The following is a 26697-nucleotide window of genomic DNA, read 5'->3' as shown; positions in this document are numbered from 1 at the left end:
GCTGCGCTTGTTGGTCGGACGCGCCTAGGAGGCTGGCACATGATGGCAGTGGTCAGGTTTTCGGTAATGCAGTTACTCAAGTTGCACCTGCTGCGCTGTCCAGGACATTTGGCATAGCCTCTGCTTGAGGCACAACAGGTTCGGCTGAAGTCGTAGCGTCGAAGCCTAAAGCGGAAACCATCTGCTCATAGTGCGTGCTGTCAACCTCTTTCATCCATGTGAAGATGTCTGCGATGACATTATGGCTTTCACCAACAAGGTTTTCGGGTGAATCCTCTCCGATTTCAATCATCGCGTTGTGGGAGTATTTGTTGATGAATCGATAGATTTTTTCCTTGGTTTGGGGCGTGGTTAAAATGCACCCATTAAGACCCTGCTGGAACAGGTTCGCCATGTCTCCTTTGTGCAGCGGATACTTAAAGCTGAAGAAGGCCTCAAGGATTTTGCGAGCTAGGTTGGCCGTGAGGAACGCCTCATCCCGATCAATTTGTGCTTGCTCCTTATAGTTGTAAAGGCGACCGAAGATATAGTGGTACTCCGAGCTGTAAGCGTGAAGGCTCTTTGGAGCGTCTTTCAGAGTTGACTTCCTCGGGTTGCTGGTGCTGGCTTCGACTGTGTAGAAGAAGCTGTTGGCTGGACGAGGCGGCCTCCTATTTTTTCGGTTTGTATTATTTCCTTCTAGCCAGTCTCTGACCAGCTTGAAGAAGTTGAAATTGTGCGTAAGTACAAATAATTGAAGCGCTGGCGTGCAGTGATGACGTAAGTAGGAGTAGGCGTGAAATAGGTGATTTGAGTCAAAGCTGGAAATCGGGTCGTCTACTACAATGATCAGCTTTGCGAGGTCGTTGTCGCCCTCTGAAAGCTTAGTGATGAAGTATACGAATGCTATCGCAGTTTTTTCTCCCTCACTCAGATCCTTGACATGGCGTTGCTCGGTCCCCCGATTAATTTCATATCCAAGCATCTGCGGGTTGAAGCGAAGACATAGGTCAGACCGACCCAGAAAAATGTGGAGGTGCTTGTTGAATTCCTCAGCGCCCAATACTTCATTTGAAAGAGAAGCCTCAAGCGCTAGGATTTCTCGCTGCCTGGCATTCGCTTTTGACTGGATTTCGGATGCCTGCCTAGACAAGGCGTCACGCTTTTGGATTTTGGCGAAGTAGCCGAAGGCCTTAACCTCTATCGCGGCATAATGAAGCTCGATCTTTCGCTTGATGGCTCCGGTCTCTTTCGTAAAGTCCTCTGTCTTTTTGTTGTGGCGGACAGTCAACTTGTTCATCTGTTCTAACGCAGCATCGAAGCCAGCACATGCCGCGGGATCGATACTGGGCACAGTGAAGTCAATTCTGAACTGGTCGGCAATTTTCTCTTGAAGAAGCTCCTGCCAGTGCGCTATCCCCCCGTTGATGGTCGCAACGTGAGTCACAACCAGGTCCCTGGCATTGGCATATTCAGCCTGCATTTCCTCGTACAATTGGTCACCTTGGCTCAGGTCTCCTAGGTCGAGGACTTGCTGCCTCAGCCACTGCTCAGCGCTGACGAGACGACTTTGGAAATGACGATATTCGTCACTGAAATGCGCGTTGATCTCGTCAAGTCGAGACAGGGTAAGCATGGCCCCGCAAAATTCGCAATTTTCAGATTTGTGGTCGTTATGGATGGCCAACCCGGTCTGAACCCACGTTTGTATGTCTGGATTCTCTTTAAGCCTGGATAACACAATGCTGGTTGCGGTGTGTTTGAGTAGGGCTTGTAGGCGAGACTGTGCATCTTTTAGCTTTGCTGCATCAAGACTGCTAGTGATACTTGAGATCTGTGGTTTTGATACAGGCTTAGCCGCCACCACTAGAGCCAGCAACTCATCATCTTGGAGGATAGAGGAGGGCGCGCGGACCGCTTCAGAGTTAGATGCAATAAAGCTTTCTAGTTTTGTGCGATTATAATTGATGTAGTGATTATCTTCAGTGCCTATTATTTGAAGACTGGTTTTTGTTCTTTTTGCACTGTCAGTCAAGAATTTTTGCAATTCGGCCGTAGCCTTTGATGCATCATTATTCGACCTTTCAACGGACTTTAGATCTGCCTCTTGCTGGCTTTTGAGTACTTCAAGGACTTTTCGATCGTCGATCTTCTCTTTCGCGACCAGAAGAATGCTTTTTACCGAGCTGTCCCAGTCGATGTTTTCCTTGATGAATCCGGCGTTAAAGGTGCGTACTGCAGTGCTTGATTGAGGGATCGTTTTTTCAGTGATGACGACTTCGCTATCTAATATAACTGAGAACTCGCAATTTGCATCAGCGGTGGCTTGTAAGTTTTTGCGTTTTTCTAGCGACTCAAATAATTTCGAGAGAGTAGATTTACCACTACCATTCCAGCCATAGATTAAATTGAATTTACCGAATGCCTGAATGTTGTCGCCGCTGTAGTCCCTGAAGATACCAAAATTCTTTAATTTTTTTATTTTTGTAATCATGGTTGCGGTCCTTTCGCCTAAGGCTGCCAGTTCGGTGAGGGAGGTGTGGCACCTAGCCAGCATATGAGCCTTCTTTGAAATCTGCAATTCCGAAAATTCGATCATATAACCATATGATAATTATATGATTTATTTGAAATTGAACTACGCATGCTGGAGGCTGAGCACCGCATGCGCTAACAGCGGTGCATAGGACGAATGTGCTAGATAGCCCTTTACCTCATGTTCAGGGCGAGAAACTGTTGCCCTCAAAGATAAAGGCAAAGGACTGGCCCCCATGACCGCTTTCAAGAAGCAGCTCCTGCCTGTCGCCTTACTGTGCAATGTCCTTGCTGCCCAGGCGAGCGATGTGCAGATGGGTGACTTTTGGGTAGTCCATTACCAAGGTGGCTTGGGCAAGAACCAGGTGTTTGTCGCGGACGGCGACTCCAACAACATCTTCAATCGCCCAGGTGGCGCGAAATCATTGGGCGTCTATCAGTTCTACGAAGAGCCCGGCAAACCCACATTCACTGCGTACGATGTCGAAATCGACTGCGCCAAGAACCGCGTGCGCATCACGGGTGCGCAGGATTTTCGCAGCGTTTTCAATGAATTGCGCAACGCCAAGTATTCCAGCCAATGGCAGAGCAAACCTGACACCTGGTTGGCGCAAAGTCGCGATTTCCTGTGCAAACCGGCTGACCGCCAGGCTCGGAAAATGGAGCGCCTGGGTGTGATGCCGGCATCGCAAATAGCCAAGGCAGGGCCGCAGCTGTTCCAGATACTGAACCGAGAGGCTGCCAAGGCAGCCATCATGCAGAAGATCGACGAAGGGTTCGCACAGATGTCTGCCAAGTAAAGCGGCCTTCAGGGAGAAGACCTTATGAACCGATTGTTAGCATTGGGCCTGTTGGCCACATTGCTCAGTGGCTGCGCATCGCTGGAAGCCAGCAGTGCCTGGAAAGATCGGCCGGTGGGCGAGCTGATCGATTTCTTCGGCGTGCCACGGCAGGTCATGGTGGTGCCGGAAGAGGATCTGGTCGTGCTCAGGTATGTGCGCGACAGCAGTTATGTCACGCGTGAAGCCGCGGGCACTTACACGGGGCCGCAGAACGGGCAGATTGTGCATACGGAATACTGGGAAGACGTGCAGCACTCGGGCAGCTGTCAGATCGATGTGTTCATCAACAGGGCGCGACTGGTGCAGAAGGTACGCACGAAAGGACGCTGTGCAGTTGTCGAGATGGCGCCGGCAGCTCGAGCGTGATCTGGCAGACGCAAACCACAGATGATCGACTCAGGAGGTCACCTCCCGTAATACGTGATTTAACATAATATACATTATGCGTAGGTTCGTATTGAGCAGTACGCCCAGAGGGAGGCCAGATTCCAGCCTCCACCAAGCCCATTTCCAATCCACTCACTCGAATCTCAATCCTTTCGGCACTTCATACCGGCCGCCGTCATAATTCAGGCTGAACCTTTTCGTCTGCGTGGCACGCTCGATTTCCTGACAGTCATCAGCGCCCTTGGGAACACTTTGGCTCCCGGTCGATATCTCGGTAACCCGCAATTTGCTGAAACCGTCCTTGCCGGGTTTTCCCATTGCCAGCGTCCGTTTGATCTCATCGAATTCTCCAGCGCAGACACCATCCCATTCGCCGTGACTCTCGCTCACAACCAAGTGCCTCGTGATCTGCCGCAGTTGCGAACCGTCGTTCACGTACAGGCTCAGGGTTTCACTGCTGAACGGATTGACCCGTGACGATCCTGTGTGACGAATGCGCACGCCAAATGCTCGTAAGCCTGGTGCTAGCTGATAGCGCGCAGTGTCCAGCGTCAGGCCTGAAAACTGCACCGCATCGGAGACGATCGCCGCCTCCTGGTAATGATGGGCAATGATCTTGCCGCTGCTGGCATCGGCCACCAGTACATCCAGGCTGTAATCGCCTTGCCCGTATTCATCAACGTTCACCTTCAACGGCAAGGCTGCCAAGACCTGGCTGGTATCTGCCGGATTGACCTTGCAGACTGCAAAGTCGCTGGCTAGCGACAGTGTCGGGTGCAAGGCCTGGGCCCAGGTTTGCAGGTTCTTCGTGCAGTCGCCCCAGGCGATCATGGGGGCAAACAACAACGGTAAAGCGGCGAATCTACGCATGGTCGATGTCTCATTCCTTTGAGGATAAGTGAGCTGGATGCACACTACACAGGGTCTCTGGCGTCAGCAAACGTCCGTACGCCCTGCCCGACTTTTTTATGGCATAAACATATAACTCAACTAAATATTCATTTAGTTGAGTTATATGAGGCATCTCCTCACCGCACCTCAGCGCCGTTCTTTTCCCCCTGCGAAATACCTCCAACCATCTATGCTCAGCAAACCCACCCCACGGAGCCTGTTCGAAAATGGACATTCGCCAGAAAACCATCGGGTTCGGTCTTGTCAGCATCCTCGCCGCCCTGTTGCTTGGCGGCAGCGGCCTGCTCGCCGAGCATGACCAGAACCAGGCGTTGCAGCGCAGCGAGGCCAGCATGGCCGCCCTGCGCAACCACATGGAAGGCGACATGATGCATGATGCGCTGCGCGCCGATGTGCTGGCCGCCCTGCTGGTCAAGCCGGGCGATACTGACAACGCCAACCAGGTGCTGGCCGACCTCGACGAACACGCAAAGTGGTTCCGCAGTGTCGTGCAAAGCAACCTGGAACTGCCCCTGGACGCCGACCTGCACCAGGCCATCAATGACCTCGGCCCCCTCCTCGACCACTACATCGCCAGCGCCACGTCGATCATCCAGCTGGCATTGCAGTCGCCTGAACAGGCCCAGGCGCAGCTGCCGGCCTTTGTCACTGCTTTCAAGGAGCTGGAGCAGCGCAACAGCACCCTGAGCGACCTGATCGCCGGCAATGCCGACAAGAGCCGCGAACAGAGCACCGCCACCCTGCACCAGGGCATCAGCGTGCTGGTGGGCGGGATGATTTTGGCCACGCTGGCGTTGGCGCTGTGCACCTTCCTGCTGCTGCGCTCCATCCTGCGGCCGTTAAGCCAGACCATGGCGGTTGCCGAGCGTATCGCTCAGGGCGACCTCACCACCGCGATCGAGGTCCACGACCGTGACGAAACCGGGCATCTGCTGCGTTCGCTGGCGGACATGCGTGACAGCCTGGGCAACATGATCAAGGCCATCCATGAAGAGAACCTGCTGCTGCGCGAAGTAGCCGATGAACTGGGCCAGGCTTCCAGCAGCCTGGTGCAACGCACCAGCCAGCAGTCCGACAGCGCCGTGAGCATGGCCTCGGCCACCGAGCAGATGATCGCCAACCTGACGCGCATCGCCGACCACGCCCGCGATGCGCAGGCCATCTCCGGGCAGTCCGAGCGCCTGGCCAGCGACGGCGGCGAGGTCATCCTCAACGTGGTCGGCGGCATGCAGGGGATCGACGAGGCTGTCAACCGCTCCTCTGAAACCATCACCGTGCTGGGGCAAAGCTCGGAAGAAATCCACTCGATCATCCAGGTAATCAACACCATCGCCGAGCAGACCAACCTGCTGGCCTTGAACGCGGCCATCGAAGCCGCCCGTGCCGGCGAGGCCGGGCGCGGCTTTGCCGTGGTCGCCGATGAAGTACGCGGCCTGGCCGGGCGCACGGCGCAGTCGACCCGGGAGATCACCGGCATGATCGAACGCATCCGGCAGAGCACGGGCAACGCCGTCGACAGCATGCAGACCGGCGTCACCCGGGTGCGTGCCGGCGTGGAGCTGGCCACCCAGGCCGGAGCGTCGATCCAGCAGATTCGTGAAGGCGCGCGCCGCGCCGCGTCGGTGGTCGAAGAAATCTCGCAGACCATCGGCGAGCAGACCCGGGCCAGCCAGGATGTCGCCCATCAGGTAGAACTGATCGCCCGCATGTCGCGGGACAGCACCGACACCACGCGGCAGCTAGCCTCGGCGGCGCAGCGCCTGGGCGAGATTGCCCAGGGCATGCAGGCGAGCGTGTCGCGGTTTCGCGTGTGACTGGGCAGGCGCTTGCCGGCGCCCTGCCCTCGCCCGGCGTTACTTGCTCAACGCCTTGCCCACCGCATTGACGAACACCGCCTGCTCGTCATACAGCGAGCCGGGGCTCTCGGCGTTCTTCCAGGTCGACCACTGCACCACCACCAGGCGCTCCGCCGGATTGATGGCGATGCTCTGGCCGAAGATGCCCAGGGCCCAGAACGTCTGGTCGCTGGTGTCGGTGCGTTTGGGTTCGGCATCGCTGTCCGGGGCCGGGGCGTTGTACCACCACTGGTAGCCGTATTGACCTTTGGGCGCGGCGGCTGTCACTGAGCCCTTGGCTTGGGTCCAGTGGGTGGAGCGCGCGATCCAGTCGTCCGGGAGCAGCTTTTCACCCTGCGGCAATTGTCCGCCACTCAGCACGAACTGGCCGAACCGCCCCCAGTCACGCAACGTGGCATTGAAACCGTGGCCGCCCATGTCCACCTTGCCGGGCACCAGCGCATGCCAGACCCCGGCCTGCTGCATGCCGTAGCGGCTCCACACGCGGCTCTGCAGGTACTCGGCGATGGTCATGCCGGTGGCGTTTTCCAGCACCCGGCCCACAAGCCAGGCACCGCCGGTGTTGTACGACCAGACCTCGCCCGGCTTGACCCCGGGCTTGCGCTTGACCGAACGCACCAGGTCGAGCACGCAGTGATAGGGATCGGCAGTGGCCTCGCACTGGGTCATGTGCGAGAAGTCCGAATCCTTCGAGGCGTAGTTCTCGTCCCAGACGACGCCCGAGGTGTGCTGCAACAGTTGCTGCAGGGTTACGTGCTGCCACTCGGAACCTTCCAGCTCCGGGACATAGCGGCTGATCCTGTCATCCAGCGAGTGGATCTTGCCTTCCTTGACGGCGATGCCCACCAGCACGCTGACCACCGACTTGGCCACCGAGCGCGATGTCCACAAGGTCTGCGGGGTGTTGCCCTTGCCGTAGTGTTCATAAGCGATCTTGCCATCCTTGAGCACCAGCAGGCCGGTCACGCTCTGGTTGGCCAGGTAGTCCGCCAGGTTATGGGGCTTGCCGGCCAACTGGTACTGCACGTCGCTCAGTTTGTGACTGGCCTGCGGCAATGGGTATGGCATGGCGCCGCGCGGGGCGAAGACATCGCCGCCGTACAGGCGATAAGTGTTGCGAAAGCCCACGACCCGGGTGTCCTGGTCCCAGGTGAGCATGTCCTTGGCCGCCGGCAGCACCTTGTCGAAAGGCTGCGGGCAAGGCTCAAGCCCCGGCACGCCGCAGGCCCCCTGGCTGTCGGCCGCCTGGGCCGCGCCGGCCAGTGCGGCGAGTGCCAGTGCCAGGATGGAAAGACCGTTGAACGACTTCTTTATTGTTATTGGCCGCATCGGAGGGCTCCTCGAAAAGCGCGGAAATACGCTGCCCCGAGTGTCTGCAACTTGAGCCAGCGGGAAAAGCACAATAAATTTGCCTTCACTATTAAAAAAACTAACAACCAAGGAATGCCCATGGCCGAAGATCGCCTGCCCCCGCTCAACGCCGTGCGCGCGTTCGAGGCCGCTGCCCGCCTGGGCAGCTATGTCGCGGCTTCCCAGGCGCTGCACGTGACCCAGCCGGCGATCGGCCGGCATGTGAAAAACCTCGAGGACTGGCTGGGTGTACGCTTGCTCGAGCGCTCCCCGCGCGGGGTGACCCTTACCCTGCCCGGCGCCCATTACTACAAGGCCGCAGCGCAGGCGCTGCAGATCCTCGCCGGCGCCGGTGCGCGCCTGGGGCAACGTGGTGAAGAGCGCTGGCTGCGCATCCTCTGTGTGCCAGCGTTCGCCTCACGCTGGCTGACACCGCGCATCGACACCTTGCGCAGCCTGCGCCCGGACCTGAGGATCGCCATCGAGCCCAATGCCACGTTCACCAGCGTGGATGCCCGCCAGGCGGACCTGGGCATCGCCTTCGGCCTGCCGGGTGAGATGAGCGGTGTACGCGAGGTGTTGATCCGCCCGAAGGTGTTCGCGGTATGCGCGCCGAGCTACCTGGCGCAGTTGCCCGCAGGGCTGAGCGCTGCCGACCTGCCCGCCCTGCGGCTGATCCATGTCGATGACGGCACCTGGTGGAACAGCTGGTTCGCCGCCAATGGCCTGAGGGTGCGGGTCAAGGCCTATACTTCGCATATCAGCAACGATATCGTGCTGAACCTGGCCCAGCGCGGCCACGGCATCGCCCTGGCCACCGAGGTGCTGGTCGGACGTGAACTGCGCGAAGGCAGCCTGGTGCGTTGCGTGGAGCAGGCCGTGGCGCTGGAGAGCTATCAGTTGCTGACGCCACCCCAGCCGCCGAGTGCCGATGCGTTGTGGTTCATGGATTGGCTGGGGAGCAGCCTGCGCGAAGAGTTTCCGGACGCACTGTGAGCGCGGCACCGGCCGCGCCGGTGGTCGCGGGGCAAGTCGCATCGGCTCACCGCCGCTCCCACGCAGCCAGTGTGGAGTTGGCTAGAAATCCACCGAGGTGGAGAACAACAACGACCGCGGCGTGCCCAGCCCACCAGACAGGCCGCTGCCGTCGCCGCCGTTCCACGAGCCGATCCAGTAGGCCTTGTTGGTCACGTTCTGCACGGTGGCACGCAAGGTTACCGGTTTGTCCGAGAGCTTCAGGGTATACCGGGCGCCGAGATCGAAAATCGTGTAGGACGGCAGCGACAGGTTGTTGGCATCGGTGGCATAGCGCCGGCCGGCATAGTTGGCGTTGCCGGTCAGGGTCAGCCCGGGCATCTCGCGCAGGTCGTACTCGACGCCAAGCTTGGCCAGCACCTTGGGCACGCCGGTGGCCTGGTTGCCTTCGTTTTCCTTGCGTATCGATTTCGTCAGCTCGGCCTTGGTGTAGGACGCACCGCCCAGCAGGCGCAGGCCCGGCTCGAGCTCGCCGAAGAACGACCATTCCAGGCCACGGTTGCGCTGTTCGCCGTACACGCCGTAGATCTGCGTCAGCGGATCGGTATAGGCGCTGGGTTTCTTCACCTGATAGACACTGACCGTGTGCGCGAAGGTGCCCAGGTCGAGCTTGGCGCCCAGTTCGTACTGTTTGGTCTGGTACGGCGCCATGATCGCGCCGGCGTTACGCGCGTTGTCCGGGGCGATGCCGCCCTGGCTCAGGCCTTCGATGTAGTTGCCGTACAGCGAAAGTTCGTCGGTGACCTTGACCAGCAAGGCCGTGGCCGGCGAAACCCGGCTTTCATCGTAGGGCTTGGAGGTGCGCTGGTGGTTGCCGTTGTAGTTCGACGCGCGCACGTTCTGGTGGCGTGCACCGACGGTCCACTGCACCTTGTCATCGAGGAACGACATCGTGTCGAGCAAGGCTTCGCTGCTCAGCCGGGCGCGCATGCGAGAGGTGACGTTGCCGTACTCGCCGATCTCCGGGCGCGGGCCATAGTCCAGGTTGTAGTAGTTGGTGAGGATGCGTGTCGGCAGGCGCTTGTCCTTGAAACTGTTCTCGGAGTCGTAGCGGGTGGCCGCCAGCGACCAGGCATGGTCGACCGGGCCGGTGGCGAAGCGCCCGCGCAGGCCGACTTCGCCGGACTTCTGCTCGCCATCGCGGGCCGAGCGGATCGGTGTGGCGGCGATGTCGCCGGCATCATTGAGCAGCATGCCGCTGGTCATCAGCGCGTTGTAGCCCCCTTCCCGATGGCCCCAGCCGGCGAACGCGGTGAGCGAGTCGTTGAGGTCGTACTCGCCGCGCAGCACCACGGTGTCGGTGTCGTTGACGGTGTAGCCCCACTCCGGGGCCAGCGAGTGATCGCCCTTCTTGGCCTTGGGCAGGTGGGTCACGCCGGGGCTGATCGAGGCAATGCCGAAATAGTTGACCCCGTCCATGCGTTCGCGCTGGTGGTAGTAGTCCAGCGACGCCCTCGCCCGCTCGCCGCGCCAGTCCAGGGCCAGCGACGACAGCTGCATGCGGTGCTGCTGGTCGTCCACCGGGGTGTCGCCGTCGCGGTAGACGCCATTGAAGCGCACGCCGAACTGTTTCTGGTCGCCGAAGCGGCGGCCGATATCGGCATGCATGCCGGCCAGGCCATCGGACTCGTAGGAGGCGGTCAACCGGGCCAGGGGCTCGTCGCCGGCACGCTTGGGCACGATATTGATGCTGCCGCCGACGCTGCCGTCGGGGGGCATGCCGTTGAGCAGCGCCGACGGGCCCTTGAGTACTTCGATACGCTCGGCAAGCTCGGTGGAACCGCGCATGTTCGGCGCCATGCTCGGCAGGCCGTTGAAGGTGATGTCGTTGCCGGTGCTGTACAGACCGCGGATAAAGAAGGTCTCGAAGATGCCGCGCTTGCTCGGCACGTAGACCGACGGATCGGTGGCACCGATCACCGAGCCGATATCCTGGGCCTGGCGGTTCTCGATGTATTCCTTGGTGTAGCTGATGGCGTTGAACGGGGTTTCGCTGAAGTCCTTGTTGCCCATCAGCCCTACCCGGCTGCCCGAGCCAACCTGGCCCCCGGCATATTCCGGTGGCGGGGCACCGAGGGCGTCACGGGTTTCCTGCACCAGGGTTTCCGGCAGGGTCAGGCCCTCTTCCTTCACATCGGGGGTTTGCTGCTGCGCCGAGGAGGTGCTGCGTGGCGGTTGCGCGAAGGCGTTGCCGGCGATGGCGGCCATGCCCAGCAGCACGGCCATGCGCAAGGCCCTGCGGGGCAGTTTCGGTGCCTGGGGATGTTGCAGTGGAGGCATGAGGGATTCCTTACAGGACAGAATGGTAATGTTTCTCATTAGTCATTCCGTACGAGTCGGCGAATCCCTCAACAGAAATTACAGTCACTTGGCCACTATCGGCTTAACCACCACAGGGACCAAAGCGGGGGCTCAGCGCTGATATCCCTTCACCACCTCGTCCGCTACCCGCTCCAGGCAGGTCACGCTGGCGGTGCACAGGTACCAGGTCTGTGGATCGACGAATACCACATGGCCGTTCTTCCACGCCTTGGTCTGGCGCAGCAGCGGGTTGTCCAGGGTCTCGCGGTCCAGCGCGGCGCGGCGCTCCATCACCGCGGTGCGGTCGATCACGTAGAGGATGTCCGGGTCGGCCTGGTAGATGAACTCATTGGAGATCGGCTGGCCGTGCAGGCCGGCCTGCATATCGTCGCTGGCCGGCTTGACCCCGAGGGTGTCGAAGATGAAGCCGTAGCGCGAACGCACACCGTAGGCGGTGAACGCGCCGTTGTTGTGCAGCACCACCAGCGCCTTCTCCGGGCGCCCGTCGGTAACCTTGCGCACCTGGGCCACCTTGGCATCGATGCGCGCGGCGGTTTCCCGGGCCAAGTCTTGCTTGCCGAGAATTTGCCCGACGGTCAGCAGGTGCTGCTTGGCGGTGTCGATGACATTGCCCTGGCGGTTGTCCATGTCGATGTCGTAGTGCACCGTCGGCGCGATCTGGCTCAGCTCCTGGTAGCTCTGCGCCTGCAGTGGCGAGATCAGGATCAGGTCGGGCTCGAGCGCGTGCAGGCGTTCGAGGTTGGGCTGGATGGTGGTGCCAACGTCCGCCACCTTGGGGTCATCGCGGTATTTGGCCAGGAAACCCGCGACATAGTCCTTGGCGATACCGACCACCGGCGCGCGGAGCTGGTCGAGGGTGTCCAGCTCGCTCATGTCGAAGGCCACCACGCGTTGCGGCTGGTGTTCGACCAGCGTGGTGCCCAGGGCGTGCTCGACCTTCACCGGGGCATAGTCGGCGCTGGCGGCGCGCGCTTGCTCCGGCGGGGCCTGGTCGCAGCCCGGCAACGCGGCCGCCACGGCGGCGGCCAGGAGTATCTTGCAGATTCCGTTCATACCAGCTCTCTCGATAGTGATGGATTGAAGTAGTTGCAGACGAAACCCTGCGCGCTGGGCAGGATCTCGAACGCCAGGCCGAACAGCGCGCGCAGGTTGGCCTCGGTGACCACCTCGGCGACCGGCCCGTGGCTGTGCACCGCGCCCTGCTTCATGGCGACGACGTGGTCGGAATAGTTGGCGGCGAAGTTGATGTCGTGCACCACCAGGATCACCGTGCGGCCCTGCTCGTCGCAGAGCCTGCGGATCGCCTGCATGATCTGCACCGCGTGCTTCATGTCGAGGTTGTTCAGCGGCTCGTCGAGCAGCAGCAGGTCGGTGCGCTGGGCGATGGTCATGGCCAGGAAGGCCATCTGCCGCTGGCCGCCGCTGAGTTCGTCTAGGTAGGCGCGGCGCAGCGCTTGCAGCCCCAGGAAATCCAGGGATTCGTCGATTACCTGGTGGTCGTCGGCGGTCAGCAGGCCGCGGCTGTAGGGGAAGCGGCCGAAGGCGACCAGATCCTCGACGGTCAGGCGCAGGTTGAAGTCCAGTACCTGGCGCAGGGTGGCCACGCGGCGGGCGTAGTCGGCGATGGCGATGCGGCCGATGTCCTGGCCGTCAAGCAGGATGCGCCCGCGGCTTGCCGGCAGCAGTCGGGCCATGCACATCAGCAAGGTGCTCTTGCCGGCGCCGTTGGGGCCGATCAGCGAGGTAACCTGGCCAGCCGGGAAAGCCAGGCTCACGTCTTCGAGCACGGTCTTGTCGCCATAGGCCTTGTGCAGGTGTTCGAGGGTGATCATGGGGTGCCTCGGGTACGGACCATCAGCGCTAGGAAGTACGCGCCGCACACCAGGTTGACGAGGATGCTCACGCTGGTCCGGTAGTTGAACAGATGCTCGACCAGCAGTTGGGCGAGCAGGAACATGCCGATGGCCACGGCGCAGGCCAGTGGCAGGGTCACCTGGTGCCGGGCGCTGCGTGCCAGGGCGTAGGCGATGTTGGCGACGAATACCCCCATGAACGCGGTCGGCCCCACCAGACTGGTCGACACCGCCACCAGCACGGCGATCAGCGCCATTTGCAAGCGCAGGCAGCGGCCATGGTCCAGGCCCAGGGCAATGGCTTGGTCGCGGCCCAGCGCCAGCACGTCGAGCACCCGAGTGCCGCGCGCCACCAGCACTGCCACTGCCGCCACCAGCAGGCCCGAGTACAGCACCTGGGCCGGCTGGGCGCGGTTGAAGCTGGTGTAGCCCAGGCTCTGCAGAATCGAGAACTCCCCCGGGCTGGTCTTGAGCTGGATGAACTGGGTGAAGGTACCCAGCACCATGGTCAGCACCAGCCCCAGCAGCAACAGGCGGTAGACATCCCCGCGCCCCTCGCGTAGCAGCCAGCGCTGCAGCAGCCACGAGTAGCCGAGCATCAACGCCATCGACAGCAGCGCGTTGCCCTGCGCGCCGAGCCGCGCCACGCTGCCGGTGCCCAGCCACAGCACCAGCACCGCCTGGAACAGCAGGTAGATGCCTTCGTAGCCCATGATCGCCGGGGTCAGCACACGGTTGCCGGCCAGGGTCTGGAAGATCACCGAGGACAAGGCGATGCACACCCCGGCCACCACGATCGCGCCCAGGCGCACCAGGCGCTTGGGGATCACGTAGTTGAAGTCCAGGCCCGAGCCCAGCAACAGGAACGCCAGCACCAGGGCCGGCAGCAACAACCAGGCGGCGCGGCGCATCATTTGCACTTCCACAGGATCAGCACCAGGAACAGCACACCGCCGACACTGCCGGCGGTCAGGCCAATGGGCACTTCGTAGGGGTGGATCAGCAGCCGGCCGAGGATGTCGCAGGCCAGCAGCAGCGCCGCGCCGCACATGGCGACGATGGGCAAGGTGCGCTTGAGGTTCTCGCCGTAGCGCAGCGCCACCAGGTTCGGCACCACCAGGCCGACGAAGGGGATCGCGCCCACGGTTATCACCGTGGCCGACACCGTTACCGCCACCAGCACCAGGCCGAGGATCGCGGTGGCCGCATAGTTCAGGCCGAGGCTGGTAGCCATGCCCTCGCCCATGCCCAGCACGGTGAAGCGCTGGGCATATAGATAGGTGAGCACGACGATCGGCAGGATCAGGTAGATGATCTCGTAGTTGCCCTCGATCACCCGCGAGAAGTCGCCCAGCAGCCAGCCCTGCATGCTCTGCAGGATGTTGTGGCGATAGGCATGGAACTCGGCGATGGCGCTGAGCACGCTGCCGTACATCAGGCCGATCACTGGCACCAGCACCAGGTTGGTGAAGCGTATGCGGCGAATGATCGCCACATACGCCAGGCTCGCCAGCAGGCAGAACACCAGGGCGAACAGCATGCGCCCGGTGGCCCCGGCACCCGGCAGCACGGTCAGGGCCACCAGGATGCCCAGCTTGGCCGCGTCGAGCCCGCCGCAGGTGGCCGGCTCGACGAAGCGGTTGCGCACGATCTGCTGCAGGATCACCCCGCAGATCGACAGGCCGACACCCGTCAGCACCAGCGCCGCCAGGCGTGGCAGGCGGCTGGCGGTGAGGGTCAGCCAGGCATCGTCGGAGGCCGACAGCAAGGCCGACCAGGACATCTGGCTGGCCCCGACCATCAGTGAAACGCCACACAGCAGCAACAACAGTGTTGGCAGCAACAACCGACTCAAGCGGTCACTCCATCGCCTGCGGCTTCACCGATGCGCCAGCCCTTGGCGGCCCGGCGCTGCTCGAGGAAGTGCGCGTACAAGCCACCCTCGGCAGCCAGCTGGGCATGGGCGCCCTGTTCGCGGATACGCCCCTCGTCCAGCACCACGATCTGGTCGGCCATGGCCACCGTCGACAGCTGGTGGGCAATGACGATCAGCGTGCGCTTGCCGCGCAACCGCGCCAGCGCTTCGGCGATGGCCGCCTGGTTCTCGGCGTCCAGCGCCGCGGTGGCCTCGTCGATCAGCAGGATCGGCGCGTCCTTGATCAGCGCGCGGGCAATCGAAATGCGCTGGCGTTCGCCGCCGGACAGACGCGCACCGCCCTCGCCCACTGGCGTGTGCAAGCCTTCGGGCAGACGTTCGAGGATCTCCTGCACCCCGGCCAGCCGCGCCGCCTCGAGCACTTCGGCCTCGCTGGCGTCGGGTTTGCCCAGGCGGATGTTGTCGGCAATGCTGCCCTGGAACAGGTAGGCGTCCTGGAAGATCTGGCTGATCTGCCCGGCCAGCTGTTCGGCGGACATCTGCCGCACATCCACCCCGCCGACCTTGACCCGGCCCTGGGTGACGTCGAAGAAACGGGCGATCAGGCGCACCAGGGTAGTCTTGCCCGAACCCGATGCGCCGACCAGCGCCGTCATGCTGCCGGGCGCGATGTCCAGGCTGACCTCGCGCAGCACCTCTGGCTGGTCATCGCCGTAGCGGAATCCGACCTGCTCCAGCTGCACCGAGCCGTCGGCCGGCGGCTGCGGTGCGGCGGGCTCGGGCAGCGGCTCGACGGCCAGCAGCTCGGCTACCGCCTGCAACTGGCCGCGGGTACCGCGCAGCACCTCGCTGTAGCCGGCCACATCCAGCAGCGGGTCGATGAAACGGGTCGCCAGCACCAGCGCAACCAGGGTGGCGATCACCGTTGCGTTGTCGAAGCCTGCGCCGGCCTGCTCGCCGAGCCACAGCGTGGCGACCACCAGCAACGCGGCGAAGCTGGCCTGCACCGCCCAGACGTTGAGCACCGATGACAATGCCGACAGCTGGATCAGCTTGCGCGCCGCCTGTTGTTGCTGGGCCACGGCCTGCTCCAGGAAGCGCGTTCCGCCCTGTTCGCCATTGAAGGCACGCAGCACCGACTGCGCCTGGGCGAACTCGACCATGCGCTGGCTGGTCTGCGCGGTGTCGCGCTGGTGGCGCTGGTCGGCGCGCTGGCCAAGGCGCATTGTCGCCAGCATCACCAGGGCCAGCAGCGGCAGGCTGACCAGGGCCACCAGGCCCAGGCGCAGGTCGACCAGCAACAGCGCAACGAGGATCACCAGCGGCGTCACCACCCCGGTGAACAGCGGCGTGAACACATGGGCCGGCAGTTGCGCGATCTCCATCATGCCCTGGGTGGTGACATGGCTCAGGCGCGCGGTGTTGGCGGCATTGAACCAGCCCACCGGCAGCGTGCCGACATGCTCGCCCAGGCGCTGGCGGCCACCGCGCAGCACGGCAATGCCCACGGCGATGCCGGCCTTCTCCACCCGGCGCCGCAGGTACCAGCACACCACTACGCCCAAGGCCAGCAGCGCCAGCCACTGGCCGGCGGCCTCCAGCTGATTGCCCAGCAGGTGGCGCAGGATCGGCACCAGGGTGACGATGGTCAGCCCGCACAGCACGCCATACACCAGCGCCAGGCGGATGTAGCGGCGCAGGAACACGGCGTCGTCGCCGAGCAGTCGAACGAAAGTCCCCAACATGATCAGTGCTCCTCCACCTGCGCGGTCGCCCGCGTCTTCGCATAGCCGCCGGCGGCCCACAAGCGGGCATACAGCCCGCGACGGGCCAGCAGTTCGTCGTGATTGCCGCGCTCGGCGACGGTGCCCTGGTCCAGCACCAGGATCTGGTCGGCGTGCATCACCGTGTCCAGGCGATGGGCGATCACCAGCAGCGTGCGCCCCCGGGCGAAGCGCGACAGCGCCTGTTGCAGCTTGACTTCGTTCTCGGCGTCGGCCGCCGCGGTGGCCTCGTCGAGCACCAGCACCGGCGGGTCGAGCAGCACCGCGCGGGCAATGCTCAGCCGTTGCAGCTCGCCGCCGGAGAACTGCACGTCCTCGCCGATCACCGCGTCGTAGCCGCGCGGCTGGGCGAGGATGCGCTCGTGGATATTGGCAATCCGCGCCGCCGCCTCGATCTGCTCCTGGCTCGCCGAAGGCCGGCCCAGGGCAATGTTCTCGCGCACACTGGCATGGATCAGGCGCACGTCCTGCAGGACAAAGCCGATGCGCCGGTACAGTTGCGCGCTGTCGATCTGTCGCAGGTCGACGCCGCCCAGGGTGATACGCCCGGCACTGGGGTCGAAGAAGCGCAGCAGCAGGCGCGCCAGGGTCGACTTGCCGGCGCCCGAGGCGCCGACCACCGCTGTTACCGTGCCCGGTTCCAGGGTGAACGACACCTCGCTCAGCACCGGATTGCGCGGGTCGTAGTGATAGCCCAGGCCCTGCACCTCGATGCGCGCATCGGTCGGCAGTTTGCCGGCGCCCTGGCCGTCGGTCTCCAGCACCGCCGTGTTCAGCAGCGCCTGCACGCGCTGGGCGGCACCGGTGGCGTTGTTCAGGTCGTGGGTGATATAGGCCAGCAACAGCAGCGGCGCACAGATGCCCGGCGCCACCAGGGCGAACGGCAGCACCTGCACCGGGGTGATCCAGCCCAGGCCGACGAACAGCGTGCCGAACGCCAGCACCACGCCCAGTACCGATACCGGCGCGATCATCGCATTGGCGTTGGCCATGGCGCTGACCAGCGGCCGGGTGAAGTCGGTGAAGGCCGCGGCGAAGGCGTCCACCGCCTCGCGGTAGCTGCCATGGGCCTTGCGCTGCCCGCCGAAGGCCTTGACCACCGGGATGCCGTTGACGAACTCGACCACCGCCTGGTTGATCCGCCCCATGCCGGCGCCGAAGGCCTGCATGTTGCGGGCGCTGGCCTGGTGGGCACGGGCGAAGAACAGGAAGAACAGCGGGAACGGCAGCATCGACACCAGCGCCATGCGCCAGTCCATGGCGAACAGGTAGACGATCGACGCCAGCACTGCCCCGGCGCTGCGCCCGAGGGTGGTGTAGAAGTGCGCGGTGAGGCTGTGCAGGATGCCGATATCGTCCTGCATGGCCTGCTTCACCTCGCCGGAGGCGCGGCTGGTGAACCAGCCCAGCGGTACCCGTGCCAGGCGGCGGATGATTGCCAGGCGCAGGGTGCCGGTGATTTGGTTGTCGGCCAGGTGGGCCACCAGGTCGCCCAGCGAAATCAAAGCCATGCCGACGAACAGGCAGCCCAGCCCCAGCACGATCACCGGCCAGGCCTGCGCGACGCCCTGCCCTTCGGCGACCGCCAGCCGGGCGACCTCGGCGATCGCGGCCAGGGGCGCCAGGCTGAGCATGGCGCCCAGCGCGGCGAGCAACCCGGCGACGATCAAGCGCCCGCGAATCGGCGCCAGCACTGCGGCGACCGGCCCCTTGGCGGGCTGCTGCACCGCCACCCCTTGTTCAACACTCATGAATGCTCCTTTTCAGCACGAAGAGCAGACCGGGCAGCCACTTGGGCGCCCGACCAGCCAGTCCTTCTCAACCTGTATTCCGCTTGAGGCGGGCAAAACCGCAAAAAACAATGCCCACACTCAGGCGCCACTGCCGATGCGGTAGCGCCTGCAGGTGCGGACGCCGGCGGCGATGTACTTCTCGACCGAGGACACCGACACCCGCAACTCGGCGGCGATGGCGCGATGGGCCATGCCGTCGAGCCGGCACAGCAGCAGGGCCTGGCGGGCCTTGGGCGAATGCCGTTGCAGGGCGCTGTCGATCGCACCCAGGGCCTCGACCACCAGCGCCCGCGCCTCTTCCGACGGCACCCGCGGCTCGGGCTGCAGGCCATGGTCCTTGAGGTAGCGGGTTTCACGTTGGCGGCGGCGGTACAGGTCGATGACCTTGCCGTTGGCGATCTGCGTCAGGTGGCAGCGCGATTGCTCCGCCGTCGGCACCTGGCCCTTGTTCATCAGGTGCAGGTAGATATCGTGGGCCAGGTCCGCCGCGTCCACCGCGTTGCCCAGCTTGCGGCGCAGCAGCTCGCACAACCAGCCGTGATGATCCTGATACAGCTTTTGCAGCTGTTGACGAAGCGCGAACGTTCCGTTGTCCACGGTACCTCTCCCTGAGCGTGGTGCATTCCAGACGGCTTCCTTTGACGTGCGCCAATCTAGATGATAATTATTTGCATCTTTCTCACCATAACGAATCCTCGGGATTCACGCAATGCACCCCGATGGTGCGAACCCTCTGCGCGGCCACTCACCGCGATCCACGGATGGCAGTGAAGGCCGACGCGGGCCTTGATCGATCGAACAGCAGGAAGCTAACCATGTTGGAACGCAACACCACCCTACCCTCGCCCCAGGCCCTGGATGAACACGAAGAACTCGCCTGGTTCGCCCAGCAACAGCAACCCGAGCAACTGCACCGGCAACTGGGCGCCTGGCGCCTTGGGCCCACGGCCGACCTGTCGCTGCTGGCCCTGGCCGTGCAGGCGGTGGTCGAAGCCACGCCGGGCCTGAACAGCCGCTACCACTTCAGCGATGACGGCGACCTGTACAAGACCCAGGAACCCGGCTGGTACCCGTGCCTGCGTATCGAGCGGAGCACGGCCGAGGGCATGGACGCCTTGCTGAGGGCGCGTCAGGTGGCGCCCTGGGATTCCACCACGCAGCCGCCGTTCGAGGCCCTGCTGCTGGCCGGCGATCACCAGGCTGCGCTCGGTCTGCTCTGCCATGCGGTGTTGCGTCAGTCGCCCCAAGCCCTGCTCGAACGCATCCGCGCCGCCTATGACGCCCAGGCCGGCGACCAGCCACTGGTGCTCGAACCGTTGTCGCAGGCGCCCTCGACGGACATCGCGCAACGCATCCTCGACGCATTCCGCCAGGCATTGGCGGAGCCTGGCATGACCCTGGACGATGACTTTTTCGACATGGGCGGCCACTCGCTGCTGGCCACCCGGATCATCGGGCGCTTGCAGGGCGAGCATGGCATCGAACTGCGCTTCAGCGACTTCTTCGCCTCGCCCAGCGCGTCGGCGCTGGCCAGCCGCGCCAAGCTGAGCCAAGGGCAAGCCAGCCAGGCCAGCGATCAGGCCAGGGATATCCAGCAGGCGCCGATGGCCTTGGCCCAGGCGTCGTTGTGGCGCGCCTGCGCGGCCTTCGACTACGGCACCCTCTTCAACCTGCCGTTTGCCCTGGACTTCCACGACCCGGTGGACGAGGCGCTGCTGCAACAGGCCTTCACCGACCTGCTGGAGCGCCATGCCAGCCTGCGTACCACCTACCATGGCGAGGGCGACGACGCCTGCCAGCGCATCGTGCCGCTGGCCGAGCTGGGCCGTTTCAAGTGGTTCTGGAACAGCGCCGAAAGCGCCGGCACGAGCCTGGCCGGCGAGGCGAAGCACCGCTTCGACCTGGCCCGCGAACTGCCACTCAGGCTGCGCATGCTGCGTGACCCGCACAGTGGCCACCAGGTGCTGTCGTTCCTGGTCCACCACATGGCCATCGACGAATGGTCTCTGAACGTGCTCATGGCCGAACTGGCCGAGGCCTACCTGGCCCGCGCCCAGGACCGGGCGCCGCAATGGCCCGCGGCGGCGCGCACCTTCCACGAATTCGCCCTGGCCCAGAGTGCCCAGGGCCCGAACCCGCGCCACCTGGCGTACTGGACCGAGCTGCTGCGCGACGCCACCCGCGGCCTCGCCCTGCCCGCCTGTGATGACGCCACGCTGCTGCCCGCCGGCCAGGCGACCACGCGTGCGCGCTGGCTGGAACTGCGCCCCGAACCCGGCATGCTGGAACAACTGGGCGCCAGTGCCCGGCTGCATCAGTCATCGCTGTTCAGCGTGATCTACACCGCCATCGCCCTGTCGCTGCACAAGCTCGGCAACCTCCCGGACCTGGTGATCGGCACTTCGGCGTCCGGGCGCACCGACCCTGCGTATTTCGACACCGTCGGCTACTTCACCACCATGGTCGCCCACCGCGTGCAGTTCGCCCCCGAACAGTCGCTGGCCGGGTTGCTGGGCGAGGTGACGCGGATGATCAACGACTCGATGGCCTATGCCGACGTACCCATGGAGACCATCCAGCAGGCGCTGGGCATGACCCCCGCCGAGGGCCTGATGTTCGATGTGTATGTGCAGATCCACGCCAACAACGCCCTCAATGGCGCGCTGCAGGCACCCGATGGCCGGGCTATCCGCTACAAGCAGATCGACCCGGACAAGAGCGAGTCGATGTTCGGCCTGCAGTTCGAGATCATGGAAGATGTGTTCGATGGCCAGCGCTCGCTGCGCCTGGTGATCACCTACCGCAGTGATCGCTACAGCAGTGCTCAGGTCGAGCGCCTGTGCGCGATGATTTCGGCGGCGTTCGGGGTATTTGCGGAAGTGGATGCCGGCCAGCGGGCGCTGGACGACGTGCTGTTGTAGCACCCCGGGGGCGCTTTGCGCCCCTTTCGCGGCGCACCAGCCGCTGTGGCTGAAAAGTCCAGCCGCAAGCCCCGTCAGCTCAAGGTCTACAAGAACCCGCACACAGGCGAGCGTGTCGAGACCAAGGATGGTAACCACAAGACCTTGAAAGAGTGGAAAAGCCATTACGGTTCCGATGAAGTCGAGAACTGGTTAGCTAATAAATCTTCAGAAAAGTGGATGTGCCTTTCCAGGCGACCCTCCCCCCTACATACCCGTTTCAAGTATGGCCAGAGCTACCTGTCCGCTCTAAGACCACCGCACCAAGTCCAGCTCCTTGAGCCGGATGGCCATCGCCGAGTCCGAGACACCGAATTGCTGGGCCAGTGACACCAGGTGTTGGTTGTTAAATCGGGTGCATCGCGCCAGCGCCAGCTCACGTTCTCCCGACTCTTTTGGGGAGTAGAGAAGCCGATCCGGATTGTTGGGGTCGAGGTGATAGGCAATCACGTCGCTGAAGCGCAATTGGCCCTTGGAGCAGAACATGAACTCGAACCGTTCCCTCACCAGCTTTTGAGGCATGAGGAAGCAGGCGGCGAAGCGATCGGCTTGTCTCTCTGCAGGTGCACGTGGTGTTTGCAGAGGACAGCCGTCAAAAGCGCGGTCACGGTGCATGACAGTGTCTTCGCGAAGTACAAGATGGCCGATCTCATGCGCTCCGGTGAAGAGTTGCACTTTGTCACCAAACTCAGTCGCGACTGCGATCTTGTTCGATTGACGGTCAATCAGACCCGCAATACGAGTACCGGTGTTGTGCCGGTTGAACTGGGTGTCCCCAAGTGTGGGATGCACATGGTAGTCGTAGCAGCAGATCATGGCAGCGATTCGAGGACTGCGCACATCATCGGCGGCATCTCTTGATAAGGCTAGAGGTACTGGCGATAACGGTAAATCTGCATGAGCAGGTCAGTCGCCGCTTTCTCGATATGGGCTTCGTTCATGGCAAAACACCAGATGTAGGCTATCAAACACAACCAAGCCCAATATCTAGTAATTTTAATGTTTGGAAAACCCAATATGTAGGTTTTGCCGATGAGCGGTAGATCGGCGCAAGGCGACCCTGGGGAAGCTTTTCCATTGACTGAAATGAAGACCGGATACGGCTTGGATGGCGCTTGGCCACTGGTGATTGCTACTATTGCCGGCTGAACACATTTAGCCTGTATATATGTACAGCATCATGGATGTTCCCGGCCAGGATGGCGACGTTAGCTACTCACTGGCCGATCTTGCCTTCCCAAGATTGGAGTAGCTGTGAACGCCAAGCTCGATTTTGATGCAACAAAGCTCTACGAAGCCCTGAAGTACCAGATCCATGTCGCGATGGAGTACTGCCATACCCTTGAGAAGGACGATGTCCTTTGGATCGAGGTCTTCGGTGATGTCACCGTCGAAGGGAGAGACCAGATTGAAGTCAAGGAGTACAGCGACAGCCTCACCGACAGCCATGAAAACTTCTGGAACACCCTCAATAATTGGCTAAAGCCTGATTTCAACCATCGCCAGTACGCAAACCTGGTTCTATTGACCACCCAGGCCTATGGTGAGCGAGCAGCTATCAAGGATTGGGATCAGTGGAATGCTGATCAGCGCCTGGCTGCGCTTCAGGCCATTTTGAAAGATAGCGAGGCTCGCTTCGAGGCCGCCGCACTCAAAAAAGAAGCGGCCGCTGATCAAAGCGATGAAAGCGGGGCTAAGGCCTCCGGGCCCTCGAAAGCGTTGACCTTGCAGCGCAAGGTAATGGCGCAAGCCATGCGCGAATCCCTGATCGATGCGCTGCCGAAGGTCAAGATCATCACCGAGCAGCCTGACCTGGTCGGCTTGATCGCCAGGTACAAAAGAGCGCACCTCAAAAGTATCCATGAGCATCGCATGGACGACTTCCTGAATGACCTTTTTGGTTTCATGACCAGTGCAGTGAAGGTCACAGAAGGCTGGCGTTTCACCACGGCAGAGTTCGACAGGAAATTCACGGAGCTAACGGCGCGCTACATGAAAGGCTCGGTGAGGTTTCCTCGGGTCAACGCCGACGAAATCGAGCGTGATGCTGGGACGCTGAACGTGCGTGATCGTATCTATGCCAAAAAGCTGGATGAAATCGGCGGCGATGAGGACGTGATTCTTGAGGCTACCGTCGATTTGCTTCACGCCCACAAATACATCGTCGAGCTGATCAAGGATTGCACCACGTCACAAGATGACGTGGAAAGCTACAGCAAAAGCCATATGCGTACCCATAGCGCTAGCAGGTCAGCGCTCATGACCGATATCGACGAAACCTGGTCGGAGGAAAAAACTAAGCGAGCATCCCTCAAATTTTACCATTCACGCTGCGGCATGGATGTCGTTGGCTTGGGTGGCTACGAAGATACGCCAGCAGAATTCCGTAATGGCATCTACCACATGCTCGCGGAGGACGTTCCTGCAAGCCCGGCGAAGGAATTTCACTGGAGGCTGTGGAAATGATTGAGGAAGAGATCGAAAAAGTGCCTGAGAGAGCGGTCAATAAGCCCATCGAACACCTATTCACCCTTCAGCGCTCCCCCATCGCCCTGGCGCCGGTGATCCACAATTTCTTTGCCAATTCGTTGCCTCGAGAGCGTGACCTGCTGTTGAGCTACCTTGTACTGCCCATGGTGCTCTACCCGGCCATGCAGACAGCCCTGCTGGGCGTCAGGAAGACCAGTAATCTGCGTACGCTCTGCAAGGACCAGTCGAGACTGGTTGGGCTTACCCACAACACCCAGCAATTCAAGTCACTCACCAACGCGGCCCTGCTGATCCTTCAGGCCGAACAAAGCATCGAGCTTACTGACGACTTGACTGTGAAGTCCATCAAGGATGTCAGGGCCTCGAATGCCAATCCCAAACACCTCGAAGCCGCACGCCGGCTTTCCATGGTCTGCGCAGAGGCAGACGTCGTCACCATCTACAGGACGTTAGGATTCAAGTCGCTATGAAATGCTTTCTGCGGTACATCGGCGTGGTTGACACCCAAGACAAGATTCACCACGTGCGTTTGGAGCCTGGGCTCAACGTTATCACTGGTAAATCGTCCACGGGGAAAAGCGCGATCCTGGAGATCTTCGACTATTGTCTTGGCAGCACTGAAGACACAATTCCGGTCGGTACGATCACCGAGCGCGCTGAGACGTTCTTCATCGCGTTGCAGTTCCCCAGCTATTTCGTCGTAGCGGCACGGAAGAAGAAATCCGATCGATGCTTCCTGCTTGAAGTGCAGGGATCTGATCCGGAGCGGCTGCTTAAGCTAATTGAGCAACCCAAGGCCTTCTTCGACCCCAAGCACTACATGCCCCTGGCCGACTTCAAGAAAAGCCTCGGGCGTTACTTCGCCATCACGCTTGAGAACGTCGATGAAGACCCGTACCTGAAAGCAGCAGGTCGCAACAAATCCGCGACCCCGTCAGTACGCAGCTTCTCCTCCTTCATGCTTCAGCATCAGAACTTGGTAGCCAACAAACACGCCATTTTCTACCGTTTCGATCAGAAGGAGAAACGTGACCAGGCGATTAACCATTTCAAAATCCTGATGGGGCTCGTCGATGAGGCCTATTTTGATCTGTACCGGGATCATGAGGTCGCCAAGTACGAGCTGAAGAAAATCCAGGCTCAGATTCCGAAGCAAGAGCAGCGGAAAGAAGCTGCTATTGCTCGCTACAACCGTTTTTTGACTGAATTCAAGTCGCTGGCGGGCATCCCTCTAATTGATGCCACGGCTGAAGAGATCTACAGCAAGCCCGCCACCATGCTGAAGATGATTTCTGGCCGGTCTGTCAAAATCGATGTGCTCTCAGACCAGGTCGAAACACGCCGGGCAGAGCTCCATGCGCAACGAATTGTTCAGCTCATCGAGAAGCGGCAGTTGCAGGGGCAAATGAGGCTGGTCAACGAGTCCCTTTCCTCTGCGACACAGTTCAGTTTGAGCATGACGGCTGAATCGTTGCCTGACTCCATCGAGCTGTCTGAAGCCCACTGCCCCCTTTGTGAGGCCCCCACTAGCACCCCTGCCATGGAGGCCAACAAGCTTGTAAGCGCGATTGATTGGTTGAACGACGAGCTCAAGCTGTCTGCATATGCCAGGGAAAGTTTTGCAGCCGAGCGACGTACCATTCAGGAATCGCTCGACAAGGTGAACGTTGAGTTGCGCCGCATCCAGGCCGACATCCAGCCACTAGATGAAGAAATTGCAAAGCTCAAGACGTCCAAGTCGATCGATGAGCAGGCCATGAAGGCTAAGCTGCGTCTCGAAATCGCGATTCAGGAGCAGGTGGACAAGCCCGAGTCCGAGCTTCATGCCCTAGAAAAAATTCTGCGCGTTGAAGTCGATCGCTTGGCGGGCGAGTTGGCTAGATACAATATCAAGGACAGGCTGAAAACCCTGAGCAATGATATCGATGCCAAGATGTGCGAGATTGGCAGCGAATTCGACTTCGAGGCAACGTACAAGCCATCGAAGCTCCGTTTTGACGTCGAATCATTCGACCTCTGGTACCAGCAGAACCCGAGTACCAGGGTGTATCTGCGCTCCATGGGCAGTGGTGCAAACTGGCTATATTCGCACCTGGCATTGTTCATGTCGCTCCACTACCAATTTGCAGTGCTTTCGGAGAAAGGATGCAAGATTCCTCCGATCCTGTTCCTTGACCAACCTACCCAAGTCTACTTCCCTGCGTCTCTGGACGACGCAGAAGCATTTGACGCCAAGGAACTGGCAAAGCAGGCCAAGCGTGAAGAGGCGGTGGATGCGGACATGACAGCGGTGACTAATATGTTCACCCAACTGGCTAAATTCTGTGATGAAACTGGCGAGAAAACCGGTGTAACTCCACAAATCATCGTTTCCGATCATGCCGACCGGCTGACCCTGGGAGAAGGCTACAAGTTCTCGGACTATGTCCGAGCTACGTGGAGAACCCGTGGTTTCATCGCCGAGATGTGATGGTTAGATCATCTGGCCGTCACATCAAAAACGTGACGGTCAGTGATCAATTTTACCGCAAATGGTCGGCTAGCTTTGCCCAGTGCCCGCAGCGCGTCGGCGGGTTTATAAACTGCACTGTTACAAGGGTACATCTGTACTCATCCGAAGTTTTACCATCACAGATGGTCATAGCCGAAGCCGAGCCATCGATCGGGTTTGCCGCGATGGCGCCAGCTCGCACTATTCGTAGTCTCTCGAGGCTTACTCCGAA

Annotated in this window: 20 protein-coding genes and 1 pseudogene; 9 read left to right on the top strand and 12 right to left on the bottom strand. The window is 61.4% G+C overall.

The annotated features are described in order from the left end of the window. Positions 1 to 76: 76 nt before the first annotated feature. Positions 77 to 2473: an AAA family ATPase gene (locus tag BMY03_RS00315; RefSeq protein WP_177182869.1), complete on the bottom strand. Its 2397-nt coding sequence runs from the start codon at positions 2471 to 2473 to the stop codon at positions 77 to 79. Between the two features lie 277 nt (positions 2474 to 2750). Here BMY03_RS00315 and BMY03_RS00310 point away from each other — a divergent pair, with 277 nt between their 5' ends. Both BMY03_RS00310 and BMY03_RS00305 read left to right on the top strand, forming a co-directional pair. Continuing rightward, a complete protein-coding gene (locus tag BMY03_RS00310) occupies positions 2751 to 3314 on the top strand; it encodes a hypothetical protein (protein WP_094009932.1) in 564 nt (187 codons plus the stop codon). Between the two features lie 24 nt (positions 3315 to 3338). After that, the gene (locus BMY03_RS00305; RefSeq protein ID WP_094009931.1) at positions 3339 to 3722 is read left to right on the top strand and encodes a hypothetical protein; all 384 of its coding nucleotides are present in this window, start codon (positions 3339 to 3341) and stop codon (positions 3720 to 3722) included. 153 nt (positions 3723 to 3875) lie between these two features. On the opposite strand, the gene BMY03_RS00300 is transcribed toward BMY03_RS00305, so the two are convergent. Then, positions 3876 to 4613, bottom strand: a complete 738-nt coding sequence (locus BMY03_RS00300) for a PA3715 family protein (protein ID WP_094009930.1) — start codon at positions 4611 to 4613, stop codon at positions 3876 to 3878. A gap of 248 nt (positions 4614 to 4861) precedes the next feature. On the opposite strand from BMY03_RS00300, the gene BMY03_RS00295 reads away from it, so the two are divergent. Then, positions 4862 to 6469: a methyl-accepting chemotaxis protein gene (locus tag BMY03_RS00295; protein WP_094009929.1), complete on the top strand. Its 1608-nt coding sequence runs from the start codon at positions 4862 to 4864 to the stop codon at positions 6467 to 6469. Between the two features lie 39 nt (positions 6470 to 6508). On the opposite strand, the gene BMY03_RS00290 is transcribed toward BMY03_RS00295, so the two are convergent. Next, a complete protein-coding gene (locus BMY03_RS00290; protein ID WP_094009928.1) occupies positions 6509 to 7840 on the bottom strand; it encodes a serine hydrolase domain-containing protein in 1332 nt (443 codons plus the stop codon). A 120-nt stretch (positions 7841 to 7960) separates the two neighbouring features. Here BMY03_RS00290 and BMY03_RS00285 point away from each other — a divergent pair, with 120 nt between their 5' ends. After that, entirely contained in the window at positions 7961 to 8857 is an 897-nt protein-coding gene (locus tag BMY03_RS00285; RefSeq protein WP_094009927.1) for a LysR substrate-binding domain-containing protein, read from the top strand. 81 nt (positions 8858 to 8938) lie between these two features. Here the strand turns inward: BMY03_RS00285 and BMY03_RS00280 are convergent, their stop codons facing one another. The 8 genes from BMY03_RS00280 to BMY03_RS00245 form a co-directional block, all read right to left on the bottom strand. Then, entirely contained in the window at positions 8939 to 11176 is a 2238-nt protein-coding gene (locus tag BMY03_RS00280) for a TonB-dependent receptor (protein ID WP_094009926.1), read from the bottom strand. A gap of 132 nt (positions 11177 to 11308) precedes the next feature. Next, positions 11309 to 12271, bottom strand: a complete 963-nt coding sequence (locus tag BMY03_RS00275; RefSeq protein WP_094009925.1) for a siderophore ABC transporter substrate-binding protein — start codon at positions 12269 to 12271, stop codon at positions 11309 to 11311. Beyond that, positions 12268 to 13050, bottom strand: coding sequence for an iron ABC transporter ATP-binding protein (locus tag BMY03_RS00270; RefSeq protein WP_094009924.1), 783 nt, complete (start codon positions 13048 to 13050; stop codon positions 12268 to 12270). Before BMY03_RS00270 ends, BMY03_RS00275 begins: the two co-directional genes overlap by 4 nt. Further along, complete coding sequence (locus tag BMY03_RS00265; protein ID WP_094010350.1) at positions 13047 to 13982, bottom strand: iron chelate uptake ABC transporter family permease subunit; 936 nt, start codon at positions 13980 to 13982, stop codon at positions 13047 to 13049. The genes BMY03_RS00270 and BMY03_RS00265 overlap by 4 nt, the downstream gene beginning before the upstream one ends. Further along, on the bottom strand, positions 13982 to 14926 hold the full coding sequence (locus BMY03_RS00260; protein ID WP_094009923.1) for an ABC transporter permease: 945 nt from the start codon (positions 14924 to 14926) through the stop codon (positions 13982 to 13984). Before BMY03_RS00260 ends, BMY03_RS00265 begins: the two co-directional genes overlap by 1 nt. Continuing rightward, positions 14923 to 16692: an ABC transporter ATP-binding protein gene (locus BMY03_RS00255; protein WP_094009922.1), complete on the bottom strand. Its 1770-nt coding sequence runs from the start codon at positions 16690 to 16692 to the stop codon at positions 14923 to 14925. Before BMY03_RS00255 ends, BMY03_RS00260 begins: the two co-directional genes overlap by 4 nt. A 2-nt stretch (positions 16693 to 16694) precedes the next feature. Next, positions 16695 to 18482: an ABC transporter ATP-binding protein gene (locus BMY03_RS00250; RefSeq protein WP_094009921.1), complete on the bottom strand. Its 1788-nt coding sequence runs from the start codon at positions 18480 to 18482 to the stop codon at positions 16695 to 16697. Between the two features lie 120 nt (positions 18483 to 18602). Beyond that, positions 18603 to 19121, bottom strand: a complete 519-nt coding sequence (locus BMY03_RS00245; RefSeq protein WP_094009920.1) for a sigma-70 family RNA polymerase sigma factor — start codon at positions 19119 to 19121, stop codon at positions 18603 to 18605. Between the two features lie 218 nt (positions 19122 to 19339). Between BMY03_RS00245 and BMY03_RS00240 the strand changes: the two genes are divergently transcribed. Together BMY03_RS00240 and BMY03_RS26490 are read left to right on the top strand one after the other, a co-directional pair. Then, positions 19340 to 21445: a condensation domain-containing protein gene (locus BMY03_RS00240; RefSeq protein WP_143067504.1), complete on the top strand. Its 2106-nt coding sequence runs from the start codon at positions 19340 to 19342 to the stop codon at positions 21443 to 21445. A 27-nt stretch (positions 21446 to 21472) separates the two neighbouring features. After that, positions 21473 to 21643 (top strand): annotated as a pseudogene (locus BMY03_RS26490) (histone-like nucleoid-structuring protein, MvaT/MvaU family); the annotation flags it as partial. A 90-nt stretch (positions 21644 to 21733) separates the two neighbouring features. Here the strand turns inward: BMY03_RS26490 and BMY03_RS00230 are convergent. Continuing rightward, the gene (locus BMY03_RS00230; RefSeq protein ID WP_232888155.1) at positions 21734 to 22300 is read right to left on the bottom strand and encodes an ImmA/IrrE family metallo-endopeptidase; all 567 of its coding nucleotides are present in this window, start codon (positions 22298 to 22300) and stop codon (positions 21734 to 21736) included. A gap of 438 nt (positions 22301 to 22738) precedes the next feature. Between BMY03_RS00230 and BMY03_RS00225 the strand changes: the two genes are divergently transcribed. Genes BMY03_RS00225 through BMY03_RS00215 form a run of 3 tightly spaced genes read left to right on the top strand, consistent with a single transcriptional unit; the run spans position 22739 to position 26444 of the window. Next, entirely contained in the window at positions 22739 to 23950 is a 1212-nt protein-coding gene (locus BMY03_RS00225) for a hypothetical protein (RefSeq protein WP_094009918.1), read from the top strand. Then, positions 23947 to 24444 (top strand): three component ABC system middle component, encoded by a 498-nt coding sequence (locus tag BMY03_RS00220; protein ID WP_094009917.1) that lies wholly within the window; start codon positions 23947 to 23949, stop codon positions 24442 to 24444. The genes BMY03_RS00225 and BMY03_RS00220 overlap by 4 nt, the downstream gene beginning before the upstream one ends. Beyond that, on the top strand, positions 24441 to 26444 hold the full coding sequence (locus tag BMY03_RS00215; RefSeq protein ID WP_094009916.1) for a DUF3732 domain-containing protein: 2004 nt from the start codon (positions 24441 to 24443) through the stop codon (positions 26442 to 26444). The genes BMY03_RS00220 and BMY03_RS00215 overlap by 4 nt, the downstream gene beginning before the upstream one ends. The last annotated feature ends 253 nt before the right edge of the window (positions 26445 to 26697 follow it).

Source organism: Pseudomonas soli, from assembly GCF_900110655.1.
GTDB classification, from domain to species: domain Bacteria; phylum Pseudomonadota; class Gammaproteobacteria; order Pseudomonadales; family Pseudomonadaceae; genus Aquipseudomonas; species Aquipseudomonas soli.
This window is presented reverse-complemented; position numbering and strand designations above follow the sequence as displayed.

Bases quoted from the DNA above. Each gene is read 5' to 3' on its own strand.
- BMY03_RS00275 (WP_094009925.1), bottom strand. From the start codon at position 12,271: ATGAACGGAATCTGCAAGATACTCCTGGCCGCCGCCGTGGCGGCCGCG.
- BMY03_RS00255 (WP_094009922.1), bottom strand. From the start codon at position 16,692: ATGTTGGGGACTTTCGTTCGACTGCTCGGCGACGACGCCGTGTTCCTG.
- BMY03_RS00250 (WP_094009921.1), bottom strand. From the start codon at position 18,482: ATGAGTGTTGAACAAGGGGTGGCGGTGCAGCAGCCCGCCAAGGGGCCG.
- BMY03_RS00230 (WP_232888155.1), bottom strand. From the start codon at position 22,300: ATGATCTGCTGCTACGACTACCATGTGCATCCCACACTTGGGGACACC.
- BMY03_RS00300 (WP_094009930.1), bottom strand. From the start codon at position 4,613: ATGCGTAGATTCGCCGCTTTACCGTTGTTGTTTGCCCCCATGATCGCC.
- BMY03_RS00310 (WP_094009932.1), top strand. From the start codon at position 2,751: ATGACCGCTTTCAAGAAGCAGCTCCTGCCTGTCGCCTTACTGTGCAAT.
- BMY03_RS00215 (WP_094009916.1), top strand. From the start codon at position 24,441: ATGAAATGCTTTCTGCGGTACATCGGCGTGGTTGACACCCAAGACAAG.
- BMY03_RS00270 (WP_094009924.1), bottom strand. From the start codon at position 13,050: ATGATCACCCTCGAACACCTGCACAAGGCCTATGGCGACAAGACCGTG.
- BMY03_RS00315 (WP_177182869.1), bottom strand. From the start codon at position 2,473: ATGATTACAAAAATAAAAAAATTAAAGAATTTTGGTATCTTCAGGGAC.
- BMY03_RS00265 (WP_094010350.1), bottom strand. From the start codon at position 13,982: ATGCGCCGCGCCGCCTGGTTGTTGCTGCCGGCCCTGGTGCTGGCGTTC.
- BMY03_RS00220 (WP_094009917.1), top strand. From the start codon at position 23,947: ATGATTGAGGAAGAGATCGAAAAAGTGCCTGAGAGAGCGGTCAATAAG.
- BMY03_RS00240 (WP_143067504.1), top strand. From the start codon at position 19,340: ATGTTGGAACGCAACACCACCCTACCCTCGCCCCAGGCCCTGGATGAA.
- BMY03_RS00280 (WP_094009926.1), bottom strand. From the start codon at position 11,176: ATGCCTCCACTGCAACATCCCCAGGCACCGAAACTGCCCCGCAGGGCC.
- BMY03_RS00290 (WP_094009928.1), bottom strand. From the start codon at position 7,840: ATGCGGCCAATAACAATAAAGAAGTCGTTCAACGGTCTTTCCATCCTG.
- BMY03_RS00305 (WP_094009931.1), top strand. From the start codon at position 3,339: ATGAACCGATTGTTAGCATTGGGCCTGTTGGCCACATTGCTCAGTGGC.
- BMY03_RS00295 (WP_094009929.1), top strand. From the start codon at position 4,862: ATGGACATTCGCCAGAAAACCATCGGGTTCGGTCTTGTCAGCATCCTC.
- BMY03_RS00285 (WP_094009927.1), top strand. From the start codon at position 7,961: ATGGCCGAAGATCGCCTGCCCCCGCTCAACGCCGTGCGCGCGTTCGAG.